Here is a 23,367-nt window from a genome sequence, read left to right as displayed (position 1 = left end):
GCTCAGCCGGGTACGTCGCGAGCGACGATGTCGCGGAGCTGGTGGCGACGGCTGACGCCGAGCTTGGGATACACGTTGTACAGATGCGAGGCGATGGTCCGGGGTGACAGATTCAGTCGCTGACCGATCTCCCGGTTGGTGAGACCGGACGCAGCCATGGCGACGATCTGACGCTCCTGAGCCGTGAGGGAATCCAGCCCTTCGACCGCCATGGTGGACGACGACGCCGCGACTCCGGAGGCCCGCAGCTCGGCCTGCGCGATCTGGACGAACGGCGTAGCGCCGAGCCGGTCGAACACCTCCAGCGCCGCGGTCAGCTGAGTGCGCGCCTCGGCGGGCCGCCGGACCCGGCGCAGCCACTCCCCGTAGTGGAGCCGGGCGCGGGCACGCTCCATCGGCCACTGGTCTCCCGCCGGATCGAACACAGCCAGCCGGTAGTGCCTCTCGGCGAGATGAGTCGACGTGGTCAGTGCGAGTGCCTGGTGGCGCAGAAGTCTCAGTCTCACAGGGGGATTCGATCCCATCTGCCGTCCGATCGACACGACCAGCGGCCGTACCTCGTCCGCTTGCCCGCTGCGCGCGCCCGACCAGGCCAGATCGGCGATCCCGCGATGGGACAGCACGAAGTGCGTCGGCTCGCCGTCAGCGTCGAACAACTGCCGAAACGTGCGGTATGCGTCGTGAAAATCGCCGCGGGCCAAAGCATTCCAACCGCCGGCGCGGAGAAGCGAGACGGCTGTCGCGGCGGCGCCGTCGCCGGCTCCGACCCGGGCCGCCGCCCGCAATGCCGCTTCCGAGCCAGTGGTGTCGCCGAGGCAGGCGAGCAGATGCGCCCGCACGGCACTGCTCTCGGCATGGAGCAGGGCCAGATCGTATACCGCGCAGAGGGTCTCGGTCTCATCGAGCAATCTCCGGAGTTCCGCCCAGCGGCCGGTGTCGTGCAGTGCCCAGCCCAGGGCGGCCATCGCGTAGGTGAATCCCCGCAGACCGCCCGCCGACTTGAGCTGGTCGATCCCCTCCCGGAGCTCGGTGACAGCCAGCGAACTCTCTTCGGTGGCGTAGGCCATCGCCCCGACGATGAGCCGGCGGTACGGTTCGACCGGCGCGGACATCGGTTGCAGCCAGCGCCGATCCCACGGTGCGGGCCGGGTGTGTGCCGTCGCCGCGCTGTCGGCGTACATCGCGATGTAGGCACGCTGCAGCGGCCCCAACTCAGCGGGTAAGGGTGTGGGGAAGGCACTCTCGTCGAGAATGTCGTCAGCGGTCTCGTCGAGCCAACGCCGCAGATGCGTTCGATGCGCAAGTTCACCGGAGTAGTACGCGGCCGACGCCGCGACGTACATCAACGACAGCCGCAGCTGGGTATTGGCCGGGCGTGATCCGTCGAGGGTACTTCGGATCAGGTCGGCAGCTTCTGACGGCCGGGCGGATTGCACGAGGATCGAGGCCCGGGTCAGCGCTGCGTGCCCGACGACCTCGGGATCGCTCGAACTACGGACGGCACTCGCACTCAATGCCAGTGCCCAGGCCGGATCACCGCCGAAGTTGGCTGCCGCCGAAGCGAGCGTGAACCGGCGGGCGGCGTCGGCGGCGCCCGGACTCAGCTCACCGGCGCGCTGCATCGCCCGCGCGACCTCCAGATAACCACCACGCAGCCGCGACTGTTCGGCACCTTGCTCCAGTAGTGTGGCGACCATCTCGTCAGGCCCTGAGGCAGCGGCCGCGAGATGCCAGGCCCGACAGGACACGTCGAGATGCGGTGACGCGGCGAGCGCCACATGGGCGGCACGCCGCTCGTCGAGATCACCTTCGCTGTAGGCCACCGTGCGCAGCAGAGGGTGACTGAATCGCACCCGGCGATCGTCACCGATCATCACCAGGCCGGCCGCGATCGCCGGCTCCCAACGGGCCAGCTCCCCGCCGAAACCTGCTGCGGCGGTGATGGTGTCGATGGTTTCATAGCCGGCCCCCGCAGCAGCGAACAGCGCGAGCCTGCGGGCGTCCGCAGGCAGCTCACGCAGCTGCGCGGCGAACAGCGTGTGCGCGAACCCGCTCCCTACCATGTGGTTACCCCGGAAGCTCGCCGAACCGGACTTGCCGTAGAACCGCGCGGACTCGATGAGCGCCAACGGATTTCCCCCGGACCAGCGGATGATCTCCCCTCGCACGCTGGCGTCGGGCACCACGGACTGCGCCTCGATCACCTCGGCCGACTCCGCATCAGACAGCGGTGTGACCTCGACCACCACCACCGATCGGTCGATGCCACGCAACAGGTCCACCCGCCGGGCACTCATCAGCATGCGGACGGGCAGATGCGGTACCCGGCCGATCACATAGCTGAGCACCTGACGCGAATCCGGTTCGAACCGGTCGAAATCGTCGAGCACCAGCACCAGCGGTTGTTGAGCCGCCGCGGCTGCCAGCAGCGCCAGCACGGCCTGCTGGATCAACGCCGGTCCGTGCGTCGCCGAATCGGCCTGCACGGCCACCACGTCCGACAGAGCACTTCGGAATTCGGCTGGGAGTTCGGCGCTCCGCTCGATGATGGGACGGATCAGTTCGGCCAGTGCGGTGAACGGAGGAACCTGGTCGGGCTCCGTGCCGCCGGCGAACAGCACGCGTGCCGGTGCCGTCACCTCGGCCATGGCGTGCCTCAACAGCGTCGACTTGCCGATGCCCGGTTCGCCGACCAAAATAATCGCCCGCGGTGCGGCGCCTGCACCCGATGCGACGGCGGTCACGAGGCGGGTGAGCTTATTGCGGCCGACGACGGGTAGGGCCGGGATGGTCGTCACGGACGTATCGCCTGGCTGAGGAACCGGATACCTTGATCCAGTGCCGCACGGGCCGAAGGTGTTTGGCTCAACTGACTGAGCACCACGAAGTCATGCACGGTCCCCAAGTAGCGGGTGCAGGTCACCGGCACCCCTGCCGCGCGCAGCAGAGCTGCGAATGCCTCACCTTCGTCGCGCACGACATCGGCCTCGGCTGTGACGATCAGGGTCGGGGGCAGGCCCGCGAGATCCGCCGGTGCGGCACGTACCGGGGAGACGGTGGGATCGTCCGGATCGCCGTCACAGTAGTGCTCCCAGTACCAGGCCTGCTCGTCGCTGCCCAGCAGATAATCCTCGGCGAACATCTCGTGGGACGGATACTCGCACCGCGCGTCGGTCGGCGGGTAGTACAGCAGCTGAGCTCGAATCCGGGGTCCGCCACGGGTTTTGCACACCATACTCATGGCCGCGGCGATGTTGGCTCCCGCACAATCTCCGGCCAGTGCAATGGCTTTCGGATCGATAGAGATCGACTCGGCGTTGTCCCGGATCCACAGCAGGGTCGCGTAGCACTCTTCCAACGCGACCGGGTGGCGGGCTTCGGGAGTGCGGCTGTATTCGGGCACGATGACCGCCGCGGCGCAACTCGTCGCGATGGCCCCGACGATACGACCGTGGGTATCGGCGTCACCGAACATGAAACGGCCGCCGTGGATGTACACGACCGCAGGCAACGGTCCTGCCACGCCGAGCGGCCGCACCACCCAGAACCCCACCAGGTCGGAAGGGCCGACAGGGGCGGTGTGGAACCGCGCCGCAGTTCCGGGCTGCTCGATGGAGCTCTGCTGCGCTTCGCGCAGGGCCAGCCTGCCGTCCTGCGGGCCCAGTTGTCCGAGGGTCGGTGGAATCGCCATCGCATCGACCAGCCGCGCGATGGTCGGATCCAGCACAACGTCCCGGCTCACGACGTCCTCCCTGACAATGCGGCGGCCTCACCCGCAGCGTTCCAACCTTACGCCGCGACGCGTACACCCGGATGTTCATCCTGAACCTCGTCAGTCATTCGACTGATGACGTGGGGCCGCACGACGCTGAGACTCACCATGGAGGGCCAGTCCAGCGACTCATGTCTTCTGCCGGCCTCGTGACCGTCGGTGACATGGGCGCTCGACGTGTCCGATCCGCGCCCGCTCTCCGAGTGAAAGGAAATAGGACCTTGCCAGCAACATACGCGGTCATCGGTGCGACCGGAGCAACGGGCGGCGCCGTCGCAGCCGCCCTCCAGCACCGCGGATCACATGTTCGGGCGGTCACCCGCAATCCTCATTCGCCCCGGGCACAACATCTTTCACAGACGGGTGTCGAGGTGGCGACAGCCGACCTTGCCGATATCGACGCCCTGGTCCGCGCATTCGCTGATGCCACCGGAGTCTTCGCGGTCACCACACCGTTCGAGGACGGCCCGGACGCCGAGCTGGAGCAAGGCCTCAACATGGTCACGGCCGCCGCCAAAGCTCAAGTGCCGCACTTGGTCTTCTCGTCGGTGGCCAATGCCGATCAGCACACCGGGATCCCGCACTTCGAGAGCAAAGCAGCGATCGAAACAGCGCTTGCCGAATCCGGTGTGCCCTACACCATCGTCGGCCCCACCTACTTCTACGACAACATGCTCGGTGGTCTCGACGAACTACGGACCGGCAGATTCTCCCTACCGATTCCGCCCACGACGCCGCTGCAGCAACTCTCCCGCCGCGACCTCGGCCGGTTCGTGGCCACGGTTCTGCATGATCCGCAGCGCTTCATCGGGTCCCGCATCGACGTGGCGTCCGACGCGCCGACACCGCGCCAGATGACCGCCGCCCTGGAGCAATCTGTGGGCCGACCAATCGAACTCATCACACTCGACCCGGCCCGCATCGGATCCCCCGACATGCGGGCAATGTTCACCTATCTGTCCGAACACGGCTACAGCGCCGACATCGTGCGACTGCGGCAGACTTATCCGGAGATCGGCTGGCAGCGTTTCGAGGATTGGTTGGACGAAACCGTCACCGGCTGAGTGTGTTTTGCGTCAGCCGTTGTGTATTTCGGCGATATAACCACCGGGCCATTGCAGCATCGCCGCGGTGGTGGCGCCGATGCGGGCGGCGGGCACCAATACCTGGGCCCCCGCTGCTGTCGCTTTGGCGACGGTAGCCGCGACGTCGGCGACCTGATACCCCGCGAGCTCATGACCGTACGGGTACGGCAACTGGCCATCGGTAACGAATACTGCTGTGTTTCCGAAGGGCGAGCTGAGGTGGATGTGACGGAAAGTCGTGCCCGGCTTGCCGATAAGCGCGCCGTCAGCAGAGGTCGTGTCGGCGTCAAGTGTTCCTTGCGTGAAACTCGGGTAGGACGGCAGGAATTTGTCGACCGAGTCGGCCGGCAGGTAAATCCGGTTGTCAGGCACTGTCGCAAGTGGTGGATAGCTGGGAGGGGTTGTGTGCCAATACAGCTGGGCGTTGACGCCGCCCGGGAACTGGACGATGGCATCCCGACCGATCGGATCGGCGAACGGAGCCACGACGACCGCAGCCCCAGCGTCGCGCGCCTGCTCAACGCCGGCGTCGAGGTTGCCCATCAGCCATCCAGTGCGTTCGGTACCGAACGGGTAGGGCACCGCAGAGATGAACTCGAAGGCGGAGACGGTGCCTACGGGTGACAGGATCAGCTGCGACCTGGTCTGGCTGGGCGTCGGGGTGACGGTGACGACCGCAGCCGGTTTGGCGGTACCCCCGAACGTCGCCAGCCAACTGCTCACGAACGCATCCAGCCGACCGGGCTGGACGTACACATGAACGCTGTCATACTGCGGGCCTACTGCTTGACTGCCGACTTCGGTGGTGGCGCTCGTTGTCGGCTGCGCGGGAGTCTGAGAACCGCCGCACGCCGCGGTCGTGGCTACTGCGAGAGTCGCTGCGGCCCAGCGCAGTCGGGTCCAGCTGTTCATCGAGTTCCTCCCAGTCTGAGATTCACCGGACAGCCAGGAGGCCGACAAGGGCCGTCGTCCCTGATCGTGCTCCTCTCGGCGCGCGGTGTTCCGCACCCTGTATATCCGAGCGCCCCGTCTTGCCCATCAGTCAGGTGACTGATGACGTCGCCTGCCTCGCCGTGGGAGAACAGACGCACGGAACCCGGGAGGCCGCATGACGATCACTGGTGGAGTACGGGAATTCGGCGCACCCCGGAAGATCGCGATCGTGGGCGGCTCCCTGGCCGGGCTCGCGGCCGCCGCTGAACTGAGCCGGTCCACCGACGCCGCCATCACCATTTTCGAACACACCGAGGGACCGCTGGAAGGCCGCGGTGCCGGGATCGTCATGCAACCCGAGATCGAATATCTGTTGTCCCGCTTGGGCGTCCAACCCACCGCGGTCAGCGTGGCGCTACAGGAACGTCAACTGCTGCACCGCCACAGCCCGACCCGAACCTTCCCCATGCCACAGACCATGACCGCCTGGGACACGCTCTACCGCACGTTCCGCGGTGGGATCCCCGGTGTCGACTACCGCCAAGGGGTCACCGTCACCGACGTCACGCCGGGGGAACAAGACGTCGACCTCACGTGCGCCGACGGCACCACCTCCACCTGGTCGTTGGTCATCGGGGCCGATGGCATCGGATCCACTGTGCGCCAATCGATCTCCGAAGCCCGTCCGCAGTACGCCGGCTATGTGGCGTGGCGGGGTTTGGAGATCGAGGACGACCTGCCCGCGGATATCAGCAGCGAGTTGACCGACCGGTTCACTCTGTACAGCGTCAACGGGATTCAGTTTCTCTGTTATCTGGTGCCAGGGCCCGCCGGTGAGACCACGCCGGGGCGCCGCCGGGTCAACTGGGTGTGGTACATCAACGCCTCCGAAGAGGCGTTCGACGGCATCATGACCGGACAGTCGGGGCGTCGCTACGAGTACTTCCTGCCCGCGACGGACGTAGCCGAGGCCAGCATGGCAACCCTGCTGATGCTGGCAGAAACCGATCTGCCGCCCTTGTTGTCGCGGCTGGTCCGGCTGTCGCGACCGTTCCTGCAACCCGTGATGGATCTGCCCAGCGCCCGAATGCGGCGCGGGCCTGCGTTCGTCATCGGCGATGCGGCCGGCACGGTGCGGCCGCACACCGCGTCGGGAACCTCGAAGTCGATCGCCGACGCCGCGCTGCTGGCCCAGGCGTTTCGGAAGTGGACGGCAGGCGAACCGTTACCGGAAGATCACCTGCGCCTCTGGGAGCAGCACCGGCTGCGATCGTTGGAAGACCTCACCGCGATCGGTATCGCGCGCGCGGTCGCATCGCGGCTCGGCACCCGCGACAGCACACCAGTCTGGGACCGGGCAGGGCAACGCTGACTCTCAGTCATCTGACGGATGGACGCTCGTCGCGACCGGTGGCATGCTCGTCGCATGCAGGTGAACCGCGCGTGATCGGCCGCCCGATCAGTCGGGTCGAGGGAACCGAAAAAGTCACCGGGTCGGCGCGGTACACCGCTGACACCGTGGTGCCCGGCCTGCAGTACGCGGTGCTGGTGCAGTCCGAGATTGTCCACGGCGAGGTCACCCGCGATTCGCTGGAAGCCGCTTCGGCTGAGGCCGCGACCGCCCCAGGCGTGTCATGTGTGCTGACTCCGCTCAATTGCCCTGCTCTGCAGTCTCTTCCAGTCGATCTCAGTTGGGATCTGCCGCTGGAGCGTCGGCCGCCGTTATCCGACCTGACCGTGCAACATCGCGGGCAGCACATGGCGCTCATCGTCGCCGACACTCCGGAGAACGCCGAGTACGCGGCGACGCTGATGCGGTTGACCTACCAGGAGTCCGACGCTGTGCTGACGGCGCGGGAGGTGCTGGACCGCCCCGTGCCCACCGGCGGTGACGGGGCCGTGCGCTCCGGTACCTATCAGCCCGATCACTTCGTGAAGCTGGAGGACGAGAAACTCCAGGACCACCGCGGGCCCGCCGAGGAACCGGGGGACGGAACCAAGGTCGCCGCGCGTTTCACCACACCGGAGAACGCCCACTACCCCATCGAACTGTCCGCCACCATCGCGGAATGGGACGGCGACCAGCTCATCGTCCACGACACCACCCGATGGATCGCCGGCGAGCGTCAAGTGCTGGCCGCGTACCTTGGCACCACCGTCGACAAGATCCGGGTGATCTCACCGCTGGTCGGTGGGGCGTTCGGCTCCAAGAGTTTCTTGTGGATGCACGTCGCGCTGTGCGCGGTCGCCGCGCGGATGGCGGGCACCCCAGTCAAACTGGTCCTCAGCCGGGCGCAGATGTTCACATCGACGGGCCATCGCCCACCCACCGAACAACACCTGCAGCTGATCGCCGACAGCACCGGACAGCTCACCAGCGTCGAGCACCACACCCTCACCGAGACCTCCACCGTCGCGCATTTCTGCGAACCGGTAGGGCTGTCCACCCGGTTCCTCTATCAATCACCGCGGATGGTGGTGTCGCACACCGTCGCTCGCGTCAACAGCCCCACGCCATGTTTCATGCGGGGACCAGGCGAGGCGCCCGGCTTGTTCGCACTCGAAGTCGCGATGGACGAACTCGCGTATGCACTGAACGTCGATCCGGTGCAGCTACGAATCAGCAACGACGCCATCATCGATCAGGCCAGCGGCCTACCGTGGTCCGAGCGACACCTCACCGAGTGCTACCGCGAAGGCGCCCGCCGATTCGGCTGGGATCACCGACCGCGCGAACCCCGCACGATGAGCCGCGATGGGGTCCAGGTCGGGTGGGGCATGGCGACCGCCACCTATCCGGGCCGGAGGATGCCTGCCGGGTGCCGCGTGACCACCGGCTCCGACGGTCATATCGAATTCGCCTCCGCGACACACGAAATCGGCAACGGCGTGCGCACGGTGATGAGCCAGATCGCCGCCGACACGACCGGCAGTGCGCTACAGAGGATCTCGTTCTGTTCGGGCGATTCGGACTTCCCACCGGCACCATACAGCGGCGCATCACAGACGACCGCCACGGTGGGCTCAGCGGTGTACGACGCCGGCCAGGAGTGGAAACGCCGACTCCTGGAGCACCTGGTCAAAGATCCGGACTCACCGTACGCGGGCGCCGACGCGGCGACCCTCGACGTCCGCGACGATGCGATCGTCAGTTCCGACCCGTCACGGCCCGCCGTCGCGCTCCCCGAGGTCATCGTTGCGGCCGGCCCCGAACTGCTTGACCGGTTGTCCTTCACCGTGACGAGCGAGGGGGCGCCGAAGACCGGTCCGATGTCGCAGTCGTTCGGCGCGCACTTCTGCGAGGTCGAGGTCGACGAGGAGATCGGCCGCGCGACGGTCACCCGCTGGGTCGGCGTCATGGACTGCGGCAAGGTGATGAACCCCAAACTGGCCCGCAGTCAAGTCATCGGAGGCATCACCTTCGGGTTGGGCATGGCACTACTCGAACAGGTGCCCTACGACCCGGGCACCGGCCATGCCCTCGGCGAGTACTACCTACCGACGCACGCCGACGTACCGGTTTTCGACATCAGCTTCATCGACAGCACCGACGACCACCTCGACAAGTTCGGCGCCAGGGGCATCGGTGAGATCGGCATCTGCGGCGTGCCCGCCGCGATCGCCAACGCCGTCTTCCACGCCACCGGCCGCCGAATCCGCGATCTGCCGATCACGATCGAAAAACTGTTGCCGCCCTTCACCGGAGCTCCTACATGCACGCCATAGAACTGACCATCAACGGCGCCCTGCACACCGTCTCAGTCGATGCCCGGACCACGCTGCTCGACCTGTTGCGCGAACAGATTCAGTTGACCGGCACCAAGAAGGGCTGCGATCACGGCCTGTGCGGTGCCTGCACGGTGGCGGTCAACGGGGAACGGGTCGTCAGTTGCCTGACGCTCGCGGTGTCGGTCGACGGGGCAACGGTCCTCACCATCGAGGGCATCGCAGACGACGACCGCCTCCATCCCCTACAGGACGCATTCGTCGAGCACGACGGATTCCAGTGCGGATACTGCACACCCGGACAGATCAGTTCGGCGCACGCGCTGCTGCACGAACACGGCCGCGGCGATCTGTCCGCCGCGTCGTTCGAAGACCCGGCCGCCGACGTGGCGACAGGACCGGAAACCTTGTGCAGCGCCGAAATTCGTGAGCGCATGGCAGGCAACATCTGCCGTTGCGGCGCCTACCCGAACATCGTCGACGCCATCGCGTCGTGTCTTCCAGGGGATCGCCGGTGAAGCCCTTCGACTTTCACCACGCGCGCGATATCGATGACGCCCTCGAGCGTGCCGAGGCCGGCGCCCGGTTCTACGCGGGCGGCACAAACCTGCTGGACTTGATGAAGCTGGGCGTCGAAACTCCGTCGTCGTTGGTCGACATCGGCAAGCTCGGACTCGCCACGATCACCCCGACCGACCGTGGCGGTGTGCTGATCGGCGCCGGTGCCACCAACAGTGCGATCGCCAATCACCGCCTGATCCGTAGCCAGTACCCGGTGATCTCGCACGCGATCCTGTCCGGCGCGACGACTCAGCTACGGAACATGGCCACCGCGGGTGGAAATCTGATGCAACGGACCCGCTGCCCGTACTTCATGGAGGCGTCGTTCGACGCATGCAACAAGCGCCGACCAGGTTCGGGATGCGGTTCGCTCACCGGGTTCAACCGTGAGCACGCGCTCTTCGGTGCCAGCGAGTCGTGCGTGGCGGTGCATCCGTCCGATATGGCTGTGGCGCTGGCGATCCTCGATGCCGTGGTGCACGTCGCATCGCGCACCGGTTCCCGGGCGATCCCGCTGACGCAGTTCTTTCGGTTGCCCGGGGACGCTCCGCAGACCGACAACACGGTGCAGCCCGGCGAATTGATCACCGGGATCGAGCTCCCGCCATCCCCATTCGCCCGCCACAGTTGGTATCTCAAAGTACGTGACCGACACAGCTATGCGTTCGCCCTGGTTTCGGTCGCCGTCGGACTGACCATCTCCGATGGGATCGTCACATCAGCCGCCATCGCACTGGGCGGTGTGGCCGCCAGACCGTGGCGCGTCGCCGAAGCCGAGTCGGCCCTCGTGGGTGAGCCGGCCACCACCGAGAGCTTCACCAGCGCGGCAGAACTCGCCATGGCCGGGGCAAAGCCGTTGAGCCAGAACGCGTTCAAGGTCGACCTCGGCAAGCACAGCGTCGTGCGGGCGCTGCGCCGAGCGAGCACACTGCAACGGTGACACACGCCTGCGCGGCTGGGCGACCCTACTGCCGACGTTGATGCGGTCTTCGTGCCGAAAATTCGTGCGATCCGGGCGTCAAGATTCGTGGGAAACTGACAGCTGACAGTGCTGTTGCACCGGGGCCCGGGGGTGCTGATGAGTGTTCTGGAGGGGTTTCTCTCAACCTGGGCTGATGCGCGTGCAACCTTCGGCCAGGGTGCGCCTCAGACGGGAGAACCTTTCAAGACCGACGGGCCACTGAGCCGGGCGCAGTCACATCTGGCTGCGGCGACGCCAGGATCGTCCTGGTCGGGCACGGCGTCCACTGCCTACGATGCGGCCAACACCGAACACCGGCTCAAAGTTGCCGAGTTCGCGGGTCTGGACCGACGGATGGGCGAACAGATCGACCGCGCGGCGCAAGTGGTCGCCGGTGGCCGAAATGATCTGGACGCGGTGAGAACCTGGGTACTCGACGCTGCCGCCAGGGTTCCACAGAGCGCGGCCGGGCAGCAGATGCTGGTGCCGGTCGTGCAGCGGGGCCTCAGTGACGTCGCCGACATCGTCAAACGGTCCAACGGCGAACTGAATTCGATCGCCACGACGATCCGCGGTATCGGCAACGAATACTCCGCGCTCGGTGACCCGAAGCGCGGCAAGGGCGATGAACCCCAGAATTTCGGTCCCGACGGCAACGGTCCAGAACCGGACAAGCCCCCGGAGAACAAGTACGAGAAGGCGCTCAGAGACGCCGGCCTGCTCAACGGCCCGGCCGATGGCTATTACAAGAAGTGGTTGGAGAATGCCGAACGGCGTGGTGTGCCACCGGAAGTCATCGTCGATATCGCCCGGCGCCACCACATCACGCCGGACAGCTTCAAGGTCCTCGACGGGATGGAAGAGGTCAAGGACCCCGACGGTAAGTCGTACTTCCTCATGCCCAAAGGCACCAGCGGCGCCGACGCCCGCAAAGCGGCGTTGATGACGTACATCCTCAATTGCGGCACGGACTACGACAAGGCCGGAAAGAAGGATTTCAAGGAGACCCCGTACTCGGCAGACGAAGTGCAGCGGATCATCGACCGGCAGAACGCGAATTCCTGGAGCTACGACCAGGACGTCGGATTCGTGGACGGCAACGGTGGACGTCTGATGACCACGCCGAACGGCATGTTGATGGGATTGGGTGGCAACCAGTTGCAGGACATGTACAGCGAGGGTGGTGGATCCACGTGGGGCGACATCTTCATGGTCAACATCGACGACCCCACCGACGCCGCTGATCAACTCCGCAAGATCGTCAAGTCGGGCGTCGCGTGGTATCCGGGCCCCGACGGGAACGGGTATCCCGGCGCCAACCAACTCGACCTGGATCGACTGCTGCACCACGAGGAACGGCACTCTCAGCAGTGGGCACGTATGGGTTACCTGGGATTCATCGACGCCTATGTGACCGGAAAAGTAGCCGAGATCTTCACCGACCATCCGATGGAGAAGGATGCCGGTCTGCACGACGGGGGTTACCGATGATTCGGCGCGTCAACATCGCGATCGCACTGATCACGTTGCTGGTGTCCGTGCTGGTTGCGTGCGACAAACACGACTGGAAACACGTCCAGGGCGCTCCGTCGCTGCGACCGGCATTCGGCGCCCGGGTGACCGATGGACAGCTCCAGATCTGGATGGGATCGCGATGCGATCACGCTCGTGAGGTCAATCTGGAATTCGGACCGGGCAAGACCTTGGTGCTCTCCGCGCCGGAGCATCAGTGGGCCTCGGTCGATCGACTCACCCTCGGCGGCCCATATCCCGGCCTACGCGTCACACAACCGTTGCCCGCCGAATTCGATTGGCGTACCGCAGAGAAATTGACCATCTGGATCAACGGCGACCCGGGCAGCCTAGGCGCGCAGACCGACCTCGCCGTTGTCCGTGAGGAATCCGTGAAACATCCCGACGACACCTACTGGTTCCAAGACGTCGGCTGGCTCAACCCCACACAGGTCGCCGCGGACGACAGCAAGACGTTTCTCGCGCTGTGCACGCCCGACCCGGCGTACAAACCATCAGTTCCGACCGTGTTCGGCGTGCGGGAAACGGATGGCCTGCTGCGCATTTGGACTGGGTCACCCTGCCCGGGTACGACGAAGGCCGTCGTTACCTTCGAGCCCAGCGGCATCGAGTTGGTTCTCACCGCACGCGACGCGGCAGGGTCAGATTTCCAGCGCTATACGGTCGGGGATCCGATTCCCGACATGGATGTGTCCAGAGCATTGCCCAAGGACTTCGACTGGACCCAACAGCGCGAGCTGCAGCTCAATGTTTCGCGCGCCGAACCCGACACCGGGCCGCAGCGAGCCGATCTCGGCGTCGTGCGCGCCGAATCTGCAAGCCATCCCGCCGACACCTACTGGTTCCAGGGCATCGGGTGGCTCAACCCCACGCAGGTCGCCGAGCAGGACGGCAAGACGTTCCTGGCGACGTGTACCCGGGAGCCGAAAAAGTAAGGGCGAACAGACACTGCGGTACCTGTACACCGGCGTGTCGGATACCGCAGCGTCTGCTCGCCAGAAGAGTCCGCCAGAATGCTTAAGCGCCGTAGACCGGAACGGCGGGACGGGCTTTGGCCAGCAGGTCGGAAACGACGGGACCCAACTCGGCGGGATCCCACTTCGCACCCTTGTCGATCTGCGGTCCGTGTGCCCAACCCTCGGCGACGCGGATCTTGCCGCCTTCGACCTCGAACATCTTGCCGGTGACGTCTTTTGACTCGACACTGCCCAGCCACACCACGAGCGGCGAGATGTTCTCCGGCGCCATTGCGTCGAATTCGGCGTCCTGCGTCGCCATCATCTCGGCGAACACCGTTTCGGTCATCCGGGTGCGGGCTGACGGCGCGATGGCATTCACGGTGACGCCGTAGCGGCCCATCTCGGCGGCGGCCACCAACGTCAGCGCCGCGATACCCGCTTTGGCCGCACTGTAATTCGCCTGACCGACGCTGCCTTGCAGGCCGGCGCCGGAGCTGGTGTTGATGATGCGGGCATCGACGGTGTTGCCGGCCTTGGACTGGGCGCGCCAATAGGCCGCCGCGTGCTTCATGGTGGCGAAGTGCCCCTTGAGATGCACGGCGGTGACGGCGTCGAATTCTTCTTCAGACGTGTTGGCGAACATGCGGTCCCGCACGATGCCCGCGTTGTTGACGAGAACGTCGAGGCCGCCGAACGCGTCGACGGCGGTCTGGATCAGGCCCTCGGCCTGCGTCCAGTCTGCGACGTTGGCGCCACTGGTGACGGCTTCACCACCGGCCGCGACGATTTCATCGACCACGTTCTGCGCCGCGCTGCCGCCACCGGCCGGCGACCCGTCGAGACCGACGCCGATATCGTTGACCACGACGCGGGCCCCTTCGGCGGCGAACGCGAGCGCATGTGCGCGTCCGATACCGCCGCCGGCGCCCGTCACGATGACCACGCGGCCGTCAAGCAAACCCATTGCTATATCTCCTTTTTGGTTCCGCTTATTTGTTGGCGCTGGAAGCTGCCAGGTACTGCGGTGGCTCGCCGCCACCATGGACTTCGAGAGTGGCGCCACTGATGTAGGACGCCACGTCGGACGTCAAGAATGCTGCGGCCCAACCGATGTCGGCCGGTTTCGCCAGCCTGCCCAGCGGTACGGTGGCGGCCACGGCGGCCACGGATTCGGCGTCGCCGTAGAACAATTCGGACTGTTCGGTCTCGACCATGCCGACCACCACCGAGTTCACCCGGACCTTGGGCGCCCACTCGACGGCCAGCGTCGCGGTCAGATTGTCCACGCCGGCCTTGGCGGCGCCGTAGGCCGCGGTTCCCGGTGTGGGCCTGCGCCCGCTCACACTGGAGATGTTGATGATCGAGCCGCCGCCGTCCTGCTTCTGCATGACCGCGTTGGCGTGTTGGGAAACCGACAGTGGGCCGAGCAGATTGAGCTCGATGATCTTGGTGCTGAACTTCGCCGACGCGTCCGCGGCCGCCACATAGGGCGAACCGCCCGCGTTGTTCACCACGACGTCCAGCCGGCCATGTGCGGCGACCACCGCGTCGATCATCGCCTTCACCGAATCGTCGTCCCGGACGTCGCAGCTGTGGAACTCGTACGGCAGCCCCTCGACGGCACGGCGCGCGCAGGTCACCACAGTGGCACCCTGACCGGCGAAAACGGCGCTGATTCCGGCGCCGACCCCTCGTACTCCACCGGTTACCAGCACCACTTTGCCAGTCAGCCCCAAATTGATGGCACCGACTTCTGGCGTATCTGTCACTGTGCTAGCGTACCAAGCAAGTGCTTGCTTAGGTAGCGACGACGGAACGATCAGGAAACCCATGACGATCACATCCACCACTGTCGAACCGGGCATCGTCTCGGTCACCGTGAACTACCCGCCCGTCAACGCCATCCCGTCGCGGGGATGGTTCGAGCTGGCCGACGCCATCACGGCGGCGGGCCGGGACCGCAGCACCCACGTGGTGATCCTGCGGGCCGAGGGCCGTGGCTTCAACGCGGGCGTCGACATCAAGGAGATGCAGAACACCGAGGGCTTCACCGCGCTCATCGACGCCAACCGTGGTTGCTACGCAGCATTCAAGGCGGTCTACGAGTGCGAGGTGCCGGTGGTCGCGGCGGTCAACGGCTTCTGCGTCGGCGGCGGCATCGGCCTGGTCGGCAACGCCGACGTCATCGTCGCCTCCGATGACGCCAAGTTCGGCCTGCCCGAGGTTGAACGCGGCGCCCTGGGAGCGGCCACGCACCTGTCACGGCTGGTGCCGCAGCACATGATGCGGCGATTGTTCTTCACCGCCGCCACCGTTGACGCCGAGACCCTGCACCACTTCGGTTCGGTGCACGAGGTGGTGCCGCGCGCAGACCTCGACGAGGCCGCGCTGCGGGTGGCCCGCGACATCGCCAGCAAGGACACCCGGGTGATCCGGGCAGCCAAGGAAGCGCTGAACTTCATCGACGTGCAGCCGGTCACCGCGAGATACCGCATGGAACAAGGCTTTACGTTCGAACTCAACCTCTCGGGCGTCTCCGACGAGCACCGTGACGCCTTCGCCGGAACCGACAAGGGGTCGAAATGACCGACAAGAGAACAACTCTCGACGAAGCCGTCACGTCGATCGAAAGCGGCATGACCATCGGCATCGGTGGTTGGGGGTCCCGGCGCAAGCCCATGGCGTTCATCCGCGCGCTGTTGCGCACCGACGTCAAGGACCTCACGGTGGTCACCTATGGCGGCCCCGACCTGGGCCTGCTGTGCTCGGCGGGCAAGGTCAAGCGCGTCTACTACGGCTTCGTGTCGCTGGATTCGCCGCCGTTCTACGACCCGTGGTTCGCCAAGGCCCGCACCTCGGGCGCCATCGAGGCACGTGAGATGGACGAGGGCATGCTGCGCTGCGGTCTGCAGGCCGCCGCACAACGGCTGCCGTTCCTGCCGATCCGCGCCGGTCTGGGCAGTGACGTGCGCGCGTTCTGGGGTGACGAGCTCAGGACCGTGCTCTCCCCTTACCCCACCGGCAACGGTTACGAGGAGCTCATCGCCATGCCCGCGCTGACGCTCGACGCGGCCTTCGTCCACATGAATCTCGGCGACGCCCAGGGAAATGCGGCCTACACCGGAATCGACCCGTACTTCGACGACCTGTTCCTGATGTCGGCGGCCAATCGCTTCCTCTCCGTGGAACGCGTCGTGTCCACCGAGGAACTCGTCAAAGCCGTTCCACCGCAGGCCCTGCTGATCAACCGGATGATGGTCGACTCTGTGGTGGAGGCGCCGAACGGCGCCCATTTCACCACCAACGAACCCGACTACCGGCGCGACGAGAAGTTTCAGCGTCACTACGCCGAGGCGGCAGCCTCGGACGAGACGTGGGCCGAGTTCGTCAAGACCTATCTGTCGGGCAGCGAGGCCGATTACCAGGCCGCAGTCCGTGCCTTCAAGGAGGAGCAGTGATGATTGCCGTTACCCGCGCCGAGGTGTGCGCCGTCGCCTGTGCCGAACTGTTCCGGGACGCCGGCGAGATCATGGTCAGCCCGATGACCACCATCGTGTCGGTCGGCGCCCGGCTGGCCCGGTTGACCTTCTCCCCCGACATCGTGCTGACCGACGGAGAGGCCCGGCTCATCGCCGACACCCCTGCCATCGGTGCGGCCGCCACGATCGAGGGCTGGATGCCGTTCGGCCGGGTCTTCGAGACGCTGGCCTGGGGCAGGCGCCATGTCGTGATGGGAGCCAACCAGATCGACCGGTACGGCAATCAGAACCTGTCGGCGTTCGGGCCGCTGCAGCATCCGACGCGACAGATGTTCGGGGTCCGCGGCGCACCGGGCAACACCATCAACCACGCCACCAGCTACTGGGTGGGCAACCACTCCAAGCGCGTGTTCTGCGAATCCGTCGACATCGTGTCCGGAATCGGTTGGGACAAGGTCGATGCCGACAATCCCGCGTACCGCTTCGTCAACGTCTACCGCGTGGTGACCAACCTCGGGGTGTTCGACTTCAACGGCCCGGACCACCAGATGCGCGCGGTGTCGCTGCATCCGGGCGTCGAAGCCCAGCAGGTCGCCGACAACACGTCATTCGAGGTGCACGGGCTGGAGTCCGCCGAGACCACCCGGTTGGCCACCGACGAGGAGCTCACCCTCCTGCGTGAAGTGATCGATCCGAAGTCGTTGCGAGACAAAGAGGTCAAGGTCTAGCCGATGGGCACGCTCAAAACCCCGCTGACCGAGCTGGTTGGCATCGAACATCCCGTGGTGCAGACCGGCATGGGCTGGGTGGCCGGGGCTCGGCTGGTTTCGGCGACCTCCAACGCCGGAGGCCTGGGCATCCTGGCGTCGGCGACCATGACGCTCGAGGAACTGCAAACCGCCGTCAGCAAGGTCAAGTCTGCCACCGACAAACCGTTCGGCATCAACATCCGTGCCGACGCCGGCGACGCCGACGCGCGCGTCGACCTCCTGATCCGCGAAGGAGTCAAAGTCGCCTCCTTCGCCCTGGCACCCAAACCCGACCTGATCGCCAAGCTCAAAGACGCGGGCGTGGTGGTCATCCCGTCCGTCGGCCTCGCCAAGCACGCCAAGAAGGTGGCGAGTTGGGGCGCCGACGCGGTGATCGTGCAAGGCGGCGAGGGAGGTGGCCACACCGGCCCGATCGCCACCACCCTGCTGCTGCCGTCGGTGCTTGACGCCGTGGCGGACACCGGGATGCCCGTCGTGGCCGCGGGCGGGTTCTTCGACGGGCGAGGGCTGGCCGCGGCCTTGAGTTACGGCGCTGCGGGTGTTGCGATGGGCACCCGGTTTCTGCTGACCTCGGATTCGACGGTGCCCGACGCCGTCAAGCAGCGCTATCTGCAGGCGGCGCTCGACGGCACCGTGGTGTCCACCCGAGTCGACGGCATGCCGCACCGCGTGCTGCGCACGGGCCTGGTGGAGAAGCTCGAAAGCGGTTCACCGGTCCGTGGTTTCGCCGCCGCCGTGGGCAATGCGCAGAAGTTCAAGAAGCTGTCCGGGATGACCTGGAAGTCGATGATCAAGGACGGCCTGGCCATGCGGCACGGTAAGGATCTGACGTGGTCGCAGGTGGTCATGGCGGCCAACACTCCGATGCTGCTGAAAGCCGGCCTGGTGGAAGGCAACACCGAGGCAGGCGTGCTGGCATCGGGTCAGGTCGCGGGAATCATCGAGGATCTGCCGTCGTGCGCCGATCTGGTGCCTGCGATCGTCGACGAGGCCGTCGCGCACCTGCGCTCCGCGAGCAGCTACATCCAGTAACTCTTCTCCCGCGGGTCAGGCGGCGGCCGCGGCGGCCGCCGCGATGGTGGCCAGCGCGGCGTCTTCGTCAGCGGTCAACGGCCGCTGCGAGTGTGCGCGTAGGACCAGCAGCAAGGCCGCGGTGACCTGCGCGGTGGGATCGTCGGTTACCGCAGCGGTGTCGGGTACGAGGGCATCGAGTTCGCCGAGCTCGATCAGCTCGGCGCGGATTTCCAGACCCTGAAGCTGCTCACGGAGTTCGGCGGTGGCAGGGCTCGGCGCGGGCGCCGGCCCGGACTTGAGCCGCCGTCGCACGCCCCGCAGCGGCCGGACCACCTCGGCATGCCACTGCGCCACCCGCGCGGTCGCGGACTGCAACACGGGCGGCGTCAACGGCCCTCTGGTACCGACGCGAGCGGCGAACAGGAGCACGTTGACATCGACGCCGAACCGGTCCTGCAACAGCACGCACGCGGGCCCGACCCCGTCGGCGCTGTGCACCCGCAGGGCAAAATCTGGTAACTGCACGGTGACCAATTGTGCTGTTCGGTGGTCCCACCTGCCTAGTCGTAGTAGACAGTTATTTGCCGTGGCTACGGGAACACCAGATTAAGGATGGCGCCAAGCGATGCCCTTCGATGACTTCCGCGCGTTCCTGAGCGCGCTGCGAGACCAAGGACAGCTCATCGAGGTCGACCGGCCGGTCGCGTTGGAACTGGAAGTCGCCAAGGCGATGCGCAAGAGCGCCGCCGTCGGCGGCCCCGCCATCGTGTTCAACAACAACGGCACCGGATTCCCGCTGGTCGGCGGTGTCTACAACTCGCGTGCCAAGGCATTGCTCGCCTACGGCTGCACCGAGGACAACGCGTTCGACGACATCGTGCAGCGGCTGAAGACCCGGATTCCGCCGAAGTACGTCGACGACGGCCCGGCGCACGAGAATGTGATCACCGGCGACGACATCGACCTGTCGACGCTGCCCGTGCCGAAGTACAGTCCCGACGACGGCGGCCGGTACATCACCCCCGGCTTCGTCGTCAGTCACGACCCGGAGACCGGCGTGCCCGATATCGGGCACTACCGCTGCGAGATCATCGACAACAAGACCATGACGCTGATGGCGATCCCCAACCATCGCTTCGCCAAGAACCAGGCCAAAGCGCGAGCCATGGGGCACAAGACGTTTCGCGCCTCACTGGTGATCGGGGTCGATCCGATGATCGCCTACTCGTGCCCCATTCAGGTGCCCGAGGACACCAGCGACTGGGAGGTTGTCGGCGGTATGCGGGGCGCTGCCGTCGAATTGGTGAAGTGCCGCACCAACGACGTGTCGGTGCCTGCGCATGCCGAGTTCGTCATCGAATTCGAAGTGGACTACACGCAGACCGTCACGGAAGGCCCGCTGGGCGAATACACCGGCTACTACACGGCCGCATCACCGAAGCCCGTGGTACGGCCGACGGCGATCACACATCGCAACGGAGCCTACTTCCAGGCCCTGCTGACCGGCCGCCCGACCACGGAAAACCATATCCTCAAGCAACTTTCGTTCGAGGCGTCGTTCTTCGACATGATGCGCCAGCAGTTCCCGACGATCGAGAAGGTGGCCATCCCGGCCTCGGGCGGGGTGTACTTCCGCGTGGTCATCGCGATGCGGCAGCGCTTCGCCGGCGAGGCTCGCAGCCTCATCCTGGCCACGATGGGGAGCAACCTGCGCCCGAAACAGGTTGTCGTGGTGGACCCCGACATCGACGTGCACGATTCCGAGCAGGTCGAGTGGGCCATGGCATTCCGCACGCAACCGGCACGCGACGTCATCATCGTCGACAACCTGCCCGGCGGCCCCCTGGACCCGACGGCCGACGAGTCCCTGCCGCAGGATCAGCGCACCGGGTCGGCGATCGGTACCGACGCCACCTATCCGTACGGCACGGTGGTCAAGAAGGTGGGCGACGTGTGCGGGCCTGCGCTGGAGGAGCACGGCGGACGGGTCGTCGAAGTGGCCGACATTCCGGGCTGGCGCGATTACGACTTTCCGGAGCTCGACGAGAACTCCCGGCCCGCAACCACTCCCGCCTAGGACACCGAGATGCCTCAGCAGAGCCTGACCGAGTTCGTCGAGGAGATGGAGAAAGCGGGCTTACTGGTCCGCGTCACCGAGGAGAAGCGGGTCGACGAACTCCCGGCGGTGATGGAAGCCAATCCACTGACCGCCGTCCTGGTCGAGAACGTCAAGGACTGTGAGTTCCAGTTTCTGGCGAACGCGTACTCGAATCAGGATCAGTACGCGTGGGGTCTGGGCTGCGACAAGAGCCAGAGCGGCTTCATGATGAGCGAGCTCGCCAAGGGCCGCATCACACCCGAAATCGTCGACACCGCACCGTGCAAGGAGGTCATTCTCACCGGCGATGACGTCGACCTCACGCGGCTGCCGCTGTTCCTGCACCATGACCGCGACGGGCACGCCTATACCAACGACAACCTTGTCGTGAGCCGTCACCCCGAGACCGGTGTGCACGACTGGGGCATCTATCGCAGCATGTTTCGGTCGCGCAACGAGAAGATGTTCGACATGACCTGCACGTCGCACCGAGCGCGCATCAACGCCATTGCGGCACAAGAGAAAGGGCAGAACCTCGAGGTCGCCATCGTGCTCGGCGGTCCCATCCTCGACAAGGTGGCGTCGCTGACGGGCGTGCCCGCCGACACCGATGATTTCGAGGTGCTGGGCAGCTTCTACGGGCACCCGGCCAAGCTGGTGCGCTGCGAAACCATCGACGTGCTGGTCCCGGCCAACGCCGAGATCGTCCTGGAGTGCGAGCTGATCGCATCCGAAGGACTGACCCACGACGAGGGTCCGTACGGAGAGTTCAGCGGTATGTACGGTGGCGGCATCAAACACAACTACCGCGCCGTCGTGAAGGCCATGACGTACCGCAGAGGCGGGATCTATCAGCACGCCACGATCGGTGGGGCGCACCCCTGGTACACCGACAACATGCTGCAGTTGCCTGCGGTGGAAGCCGACATCTACGGTGCACTGAAGTTCGCCGGTATCAACGTGAAAGAGGTCCGCTGCCCGTTGGGCGGCCTCTCGAACATCGCGTACGCCAAGATCAAACCCAACGGCGGTGGTGACGCCAAGCAGGCTCTCGGCATCATGCTGACCTGCTCCAAGCTGGCCCTGCCGAAGATCGCGATGGTGTTCGACGAGGACATCGACATCTGGGACGACAACGCCGTCCAACTGGCCATGGCGTTCCGCTACATGCCCCACCTGGACACTGTGCTGCTGCCCGGCGGCAACACCATGACGGTCGACCCGATGATCGGCTCCGACGTCGCACCCGGCACCGCATCCAAGATCGGCTTCGACTGCACCATCCCCATGGGACCGCAGTTCAGCCCGGCGAGCTTCGACCGCAGTTCGGTGTTCGTCCTACCGGACCCGCCCGCCGATGTGGTGCCACTGTCAGAGGATGACCTGACGGCCGCGATGGCCGATCTCATCCGCGAGAAGCCGCGGGCGTGGAAGGAAATCCTCGAGCACTTCAACGGGCAGCCTTACCGGACGGTCTATCGGGCGTTCAGCAATCTGCGGCCCCAGCTGGGTCGCTGCGACGACGCCCCGTGGTATCGATATACGTTCTCCGACGGGGACTTTGCCGTGGCAGAGCCGCAGACTGTGACGCACAATTACGACCCGCGGCACCGCCCCTGAGTGTGGCGGACTCGGCATTGCCGCCGAGCAGCGCGGCCACGCCCACGCCGCTGTCCCCCGCCGCAGTGAAGCGGCACACCGCCCGCGGCGACACGCCCCGCTGGGCCTGACATTCTGCACCGAGATCCGGAACGCGGCTGTCCACGGCGAACCTGGTTGTCCGGATCGGTTTTGTCCTCCGGGGACAGTCAACCCGCACTAATTCAGCCGCCGAAGACGTCGTCACACCGATCCGCGCTGCGTAACGTACGTCGCGAACGCAGCAACAAGCCCTCAACCAGCTGCGACAGCCACAAATCCCCGCAATGAGAGTGAGTTCGCCATGTCCGTGTTCGGTTTCTTCCTCCTCTTCTTCATCGGCTTGTTCCCGGTCCTGATCCCGGCCACCACCTCCACCATCCGCGCCATCTCCGGTTGGCGGGGACGCCGCGCGGCCGCGACGGCATCCGCATAGCAACCGGCCGCCGGAATCAGACAAAGAGAACGCTCGGTGGCTTACGTCCGCACCACTGCGCCCAGTCGGCTCGCATGACTGTCATCCGCGCCAAGCACCGCGGGCGCCAGGACACCTCCGACAACTGACCGAAGGCCCGTCAATGGTGACGTAGCTTGCTCACCAGCTCGTCCTTGCGCATCGACGAATAGCCGGACAGCCCAATTTGTTTGGCCCGCTTCTTGAGGTCGGCAACTGTCCAGTCCTCATATGAGCCGGACTTGCCACCTTTGCGGCCTTGCGCGGAACTGCCCTTTCGGGCGGCCGCGTTGGATATCCTCGCCGCCTTCTCCTTGGAGTCACCTTCGTTGCGAAGATCCCGATACATCTTTTCGTTCTTGATCGACGAATTCGGCACGCGAG

21 protein-coding genes are annotated in these 23,367 nt (G+C 65.8%); 14 read left to right on the top strand and 7 right to left on the bottom strand.

Features of this window, described 5'->3' with window-relative positions:
* Window positions 1-2 precede the first annotated feature (2 nt).
* Together RMCB_RS04855 and RMCB_RS04850 are read right to left on the bottom strand one after the other, a co-directional pair.
* Window positions 3-2,798, bottom strand: a complete 2,796-nt coding sequence (locus tag RMCB_RS04855; protein ID WP_062827872.1) for a helix-turn-helix transcriptional regulator — start codon at window positions 2,796-2,798, stop codon at window positions 3-5.
* Window positions 2,795-3,742 (bottom strand): alpha/beta hydrolase, encoded by a 948-nt coding sequence (locus RMCB_RS04850; RefSeq protein WP_062827871.1) that lies wholly within the window; start codon window positions 3,740-3,742, stop codon window positions 2,795-2,797. The genes RMCB_RS04855 and RMCB_RS04850 overlap by 4 nt, the downstream gene beginning before the upstream one ends.
* Window positions 3,743-3,993: 251 nt before the next feature.
* Here RMCB_RS04850 and RMCB_RS04845 point away from each other — a divergent pair, with 251 nt between their 5' ends.
* Window positions 3,994-4,836, top strand: a complete 843-nt coding sequence (locus RMCB_RS04845) for an NmrA/HSCARG family protein (protein WP_062827870.1) — start codon at window positions 3,994-3,996, stop codon at window positions 4,834-4,836.
* 12 nt (window positions 4,837-4,848) lie between these two features.
* Here RMCB_RS04845 and RMCB_RS04840 read toward each other — a convergent pair whose 3' ends face one another.
* Window positions 4,849-5,769, bottom strand: a complete 921-nt coding sequence (locus RMCB_RS04840) for a hypothetical protein (protein WP_062827869.1) — start codon at window positions 5,767-5,769, stop codon at window positions 4,849-4,851.
* Between the two features lie 196 nt (window positions 5,770-5,965).
* On the opposite strand from RMCB_RS04840, the gene RMCB_RS04835 reads away from it, so the two are divergent.
* The 6 genes from RMCB_RS04835 to RMCB_RS04810 all read left to right on the top strand — a co-directional run bounded on the left by RMCB_RS04835 (window position 5,966) and on the right by RMCB_RS04810 (window position 13,506).
* Window positions 5,966-7,162 carry an FAD binding domain-containing protein gene (locus RMCB_RS04835; protein ID WP_062827868.1) on the top strand — a complete coding sequence of 399 codons (1,197 nt, stop codon included), beginning with the start codon at window positions 5,966-5,968 and terminating at the stop codon, window positions 7,160-7,162.
* Window positions 7,163-7,233: 71 nt separating this feature from the next.
* A complete protein-coding gene (locus RMCB_RS04830; protein WP_062827867.1) occupies window positions 7,234-9,516 on the top strand; it encodes a xanthine dehydrogenase family protein molybdopterin-binding subunit in 2,283 nt (760 codons plus the stop codon).
* Window positions 9,504-10,034 (top strand): (2Fe-2S)-binding protein, encoded by a 531-nt coding sequence (locus RMCB_RS04825; RefSeq protein WP_062827866.1) that lies wholly within the window; start codon window positions 9,504-9,506, stop codon window positions 10,032-10,034. Before RMCB_RS04830 ends, RMCB_RS04825 begins: the two co-directional genes overlap by 13 nt.
* Window positions 10,031-11,017 (top strand): FAD binding domain-containing protein, encoded by a 987-nt coding sequence (locus tag RMCB_RS04820; protein WP_062827865.1) that lies wholly within the window; start codon window positions 10,031-10,033, stop codon window positions 11,015-11,017. Before RMCB_RS04825 ends, RMCB_RS04820 begins: the two co-directional genes overlap by 4 nt.
* A 138-nt stretch (window positions 11,018-11,155) precedes the next feature.
* Complete coding sequence (locus RMCB_RS36430; protein ID WP_234791995.1) at window positions 11,156-12,529, top strand: EspA/EspE family type VII secretion system effector; 1,374 nt, start codon at window positions 11,156-11,158, stop codon at window positions 12,527-12,529.
* Window positions 12,526-13,506: a hypothetical protein gene (locus tag RMCB_RS04810; RefSeq protein WP_062827864.1), complete on the top strand. Its 981-nt coding sequence runs from the start codon at window positions 12,526-12,528 to the stop codon at window positions 13,504-13,506. Before RMCB_RS36430 ends, RMCB_RS04810 begins: the two co-directional genes overlap by 4 nt.
* Window positions 13,507-13,588: 82 nt before the next feature.
* Here RMCB_RS04810 and RMCB_RS04805 read toward each other — a convergent pair whose 3' ends face one another.
* The gene (locus RMCB_RS04805) at window positions 13,589-14,494 is read right to left on the bottom strand and encodes an SDR family oxidoreductase (protein WP_062827863.1); all 906 of its coding nucleotides are present in this window, start codon (window positions 14,492-14,494) and stop codon (window positions 13,589-13,591) included.
* Between the two features lie 25 nt (window positions 14,495-14,519).
* Window positions 14,520-15,299 carry an SDR family oxidoreductase gene (locus RMCB_RS04800; RefSeq protein ID WP_029369997.1) on the bottom strand — a complete coding sequence of 260 codons (780 nt, stop codon included), beginning with the start codon at window positions 15,297-15,299 and terminating at the stop codon, window positions 14,520-14,522.
* Window positions 15,300-15,360: 61 nt separating this feature from the next.
* Between RMCB_RS04800 and echA20 the strand changes: the two genes are divergently transcribed.
* The 4 genes from echA20 to ipdC are packed head-to-tail and all read left to right on the top strand — an operon-like array spanning window position 15,361 to window position 18,811.
* Window positions 15,361-16,116 (top strand): (7aS)-7a-methyl-1,5-dioxo-2,3,5,6,7,7a-hexahydro-1H-indene-carboxyl-CoA hydrolase, encoded by a 756-nt coding sequence (echA20, locus tag RMCB_RS04795; protein WP_029369998.1) that lies wholly within the window; start codon window positions 15,361-15,363, stop codon window positions 16,114-16,116.
* On the top strand, window positions 16,113-16,988 hold the full coding sequence (ipdA, locus tag RMCB_RS04790) for a cholesterol ring-cleaving hydrolase subunit IpdA (RefSeq protein ID WP_062827862.1): 876 nt from the start codon (window positions 16,113-16,115) through the stop codon (window positions 16,986-16,988). Before echA20 ends, ipdA begins: the two co-directional genes overlap by 4 nt.
* The gene (ipdB, locus tag RMCB_RS04785) at window positions 16,988-17,737 is read left to right on the top strand and encodes a cholesterol ring-cleaving hydrolase subunit IpdB (RefSeq protein ID WP_062827861.1); all 750 of its coding nucleotides are present in this window, start codon (window positions 16,988-16,990) and stop codon (window positions 17,735-17,737) included. The genes ipdA and ipdB overlap by 1 nt, the downstream gene beginning before the upstream one ends.
* A gap of 3 nt (window positions 17,738-17,740) precedes the next feature.
* Entirely contained in the window at window positions 17,741-18,811 is a 1,071-nt protein-coding gene (gene ipdC, locus RMCB_RS04780; protein WP_062827860.1) for a (3aS,4S,5R,7aS)-5-hydroxy-7a-methyl-1-oxo-octahydro-1H-indene-4-carboxyl-CoA dehydrogenase, read from the top strand.
* 15 nt (window positions 18,812-18,826) lie between these two features.
* On the opposite strand, the gene RMCB_RS04775 is transcribed toward ipdC, so the two are convergent.
* Window positions 18,827-19,318, bottom strand: coding sequence for a TIGR02444 family protein (locus RMCB_RS04775; protein ID WP_165606251.1), 492 nt, complete (start codon window positions 19,316-19,318; stop codon window positions 18,827-18,829).
* Between the two features lie 100 nt (window positions 19,319-19,418).
* On the opposite strand from RMCB_RS04775, the gene RMCB_RS04770 reads away from it, so the two are divergent.
* From RMCB_RS04770 to RMCB_RS36805, 3 genes are all read left to right on the top strand, one after another.
* Complete coding sequence (locus RMCB_RS04770) at window positions 19,419-20,870, top strand: UbiD family decarboxylase (protein WP_062827858.1); 1,452 nt, start codon at window positions 19,419-19,421, stop codon at window positions 20,868-20,870.
* Window positions 20,871-20,879: 9 nt separating this feature from the next.
* Complete coding sequence (locus RMCB_RS04765) at window positions 20,880-22,511, top strand: UbiD family decarboxylase (RefSeq protein WP_062827857.1); 1,632 nt, start codon at window positions 20,880-20,882, stop codon at window positions 22,509-22,511.
* 322 nt (window positions 22,512-22,833) lie between these two features.
* Window positions 22,834-22,965, top strand: coding sequence for a hypothetical protein (locus RMCB_RS36805; protein WP_264028869.1), 132 nt, complete (start codon window positions 22,834-22,836; stop codon window positions 22,963-22,965).
* Between the two features lie 139 nt (window positions 22,966-23,104).
* Here the strand turns inward: RMCB_RS36805 and RMCB_RS04760 are convergent, their stop codons facing one another.
* Window positions 23,105-23,362: a DUF7218 family protein gene (locus RMCB_RS04760; protein ID WP_062827856.1), complete on the bottom strand. Its 258-nt coding sequence runs from the start codon at window positions 23,360-23,362 to the stop codon at window positions 23,105-23,107.
* Window positions 23,363-23,367: the final 5 nt, after the last annotated feature.

This window comes from Mycolicibacterium brisbanense (assembly GCF_001570425.1).
GTDB lineage: Bacteria > Actinomycetota > Actinomycetes > Mycobacteriales > Mycobacteriaceae > Mycobacterium > Mycobacterium brisbanense.
Note: the sequence above shows the minus strand (reverse complement) of the source record. Positions and strands in the feature narration are given on the sequence as shown.